The organism is Bacillus cereus group sp. BfR-BA-01355 (assembly GCF_022663675.1).
Lineage (GTDB): Bacteria > Bacillota > Bacilli > Bacillales > Bacillaceae_G > Bacillus_A > Bacillus_A thuringiensis_S.
Genome location: NZ_JAKUFY010000253.1, coordinates 1 through 1,489, shown reverse-complemented (window position 1 = coordinate 1,489; position 1,489 = coordinate 1). Strand labels below are relative to the sequence as shown.

The following is a 1,489-nucleotide window of genomic DNA, read 5'->3' as shown; positions in this document are numbered from 1 at the left end:
TCTCTTCCTTTTTCTCTTCTTTCTTCGCTCCGCTATCTTTCACTTCAGCTTTTGTTTTCGTTACTTCACTTGTTTGTGTTTGTCCTGTTGCATTCGCAATCTTCTTATTCCAGTACAGTTTACCACTCACAACCGAAGCAACAAACAATACAAAAATAACAAGGACAAGTACTGCTTTCTTATTCATCGATTCACCTCATCTATTAATCTCACAATATATAATACTAATATAAATCCATGCAAAAATAAACCCAACTCCTTCCAAAGGAGTTGGGTTATTACATACTACTTAGTCACTTCAAGATGCGCTCTTAATTTATTCGTTAAATCTTGTTTTGCAGCATCCGGAACATAGTAGTACCAAATACCATCAGCAGCTTTGTGGCCGTCACCTGGGATTTGAATATCTTCACTATTCTGTAGACAATCTTTATAATTCTTTTGCATATCAAACATTTGATCTTGCGTTAAATTTGTCTTCACATTCTTTTGAATTGCTGTTAACACATCACCATAACTTGTTAAAGAAGAGAAAGTTGCGCCTTTCTTAATAACAGCTTGCATCACTTGGCGTTGACGCATTTGACGACCAAAGTCACCTCGCGGGTCTTCTTTACGCATACGTGTAAATGCTAGCGCTTGATCACCTGTTAAGTGCACATTACCTTTAGCAAAATGATGACCATTTTGTGTAAACTCTAAATCATTATTTACATCTACTCCACCGACTGCATCAACGATATCTTTAAAACCTTCCATATTCACTTCAATATAATAATTAATAGGAACATTTAAGAATTTTTCTACTGTTGCAACAGACATGTCTACGCCACCAAATGCATAAGCGTGGTTGATTTTATCACTTTTACCTTTTCCAACGATTTCTGTATATGTATCACGGGGGATACTTACTGTTTTCATTGAATTATTTTTAGGATTTAATGTAATGACCATTAAAGAATCTGAACGTCCTTTATCTTCACCACGTTCATCGGCCCCTAATAATAGGATGGAAACTGGTGCTGATTTACTAATTTTTTCTTCTTGTTTATTACCTTCGTCACGCTTTAATGGTTTATGGACCTCATCTAATGTTTTTGAAACTTTTGAATATACATTATAGGCATATACTCCTCCACCTATAATCATTACTCCTATAATCCCTAGTATCCATAATAGGATTTTCTTTTTCATTACTATAGACCTCTTCTTTCATTTATTCTGAATAAATGTCCAGATAATACTAAAACTAATTTAGTCTATTATACTAAGAATGAAATTCTATAACTAGTATATTCTCTGCTCAGTAACCATGCTTTTAATTATTTTACTTTGTAATAATCTACATACCAATTAGCAAATTCCTGTAAACCTTTTTCTATAGAAGTTTTAGGTTTAAAATCTACAGCTTTTTGCAATAAATTAGTTGATGCATAAGTAGCCGGTACATCTCCTGGTTTAATAGGCTCAAATACTTTTTCAAATATAA

Annotated in this window: 1 protein-coding gene and 2 pseudogenes; all 3 read right to left on the bottom strand. The window is 33.3% G+C overall.

The annotated features are described in order from the left end of the window. Positions 1-187: pseudogene (locus tag MR167_RS31395) on the bottom strand (SGNH/GDSL hydrolase family protein); the annotation flags it as partial. 98 nt (positions 188-285) lie between these two features. Continuing rightward, a complete protein-coding gene (gene tagU / locus MR167_RS31390; RefSeq protein ID WP_000727149.1) occupies positions 286-1,194 on the bottom strand; it encodes a polyisoprenyl-teichoic acid--peptidoglycan teichoic acid transferase TagU in 909 nt (302 codons plus the stop codon). A 128-nt stretch (positions 1,195-1,322) separates the two neighbouring features. Beyond that, positions 1,323-1,489 (bottom strand): annotated as a pseudogene (locus tag MR167_RS31385) (NAD-dependent epimerase); the annotation flags it as partial.

Bases quoted from the DNA above. Each gene is read 5' to 3' on its own strand.
- tagU (WP_000727149.1), bottom strand. From the start codon at position 1,194: ATGAAAAAGAAAATCCTATTATGGATACTAGGGATTATAGGAGTAATG.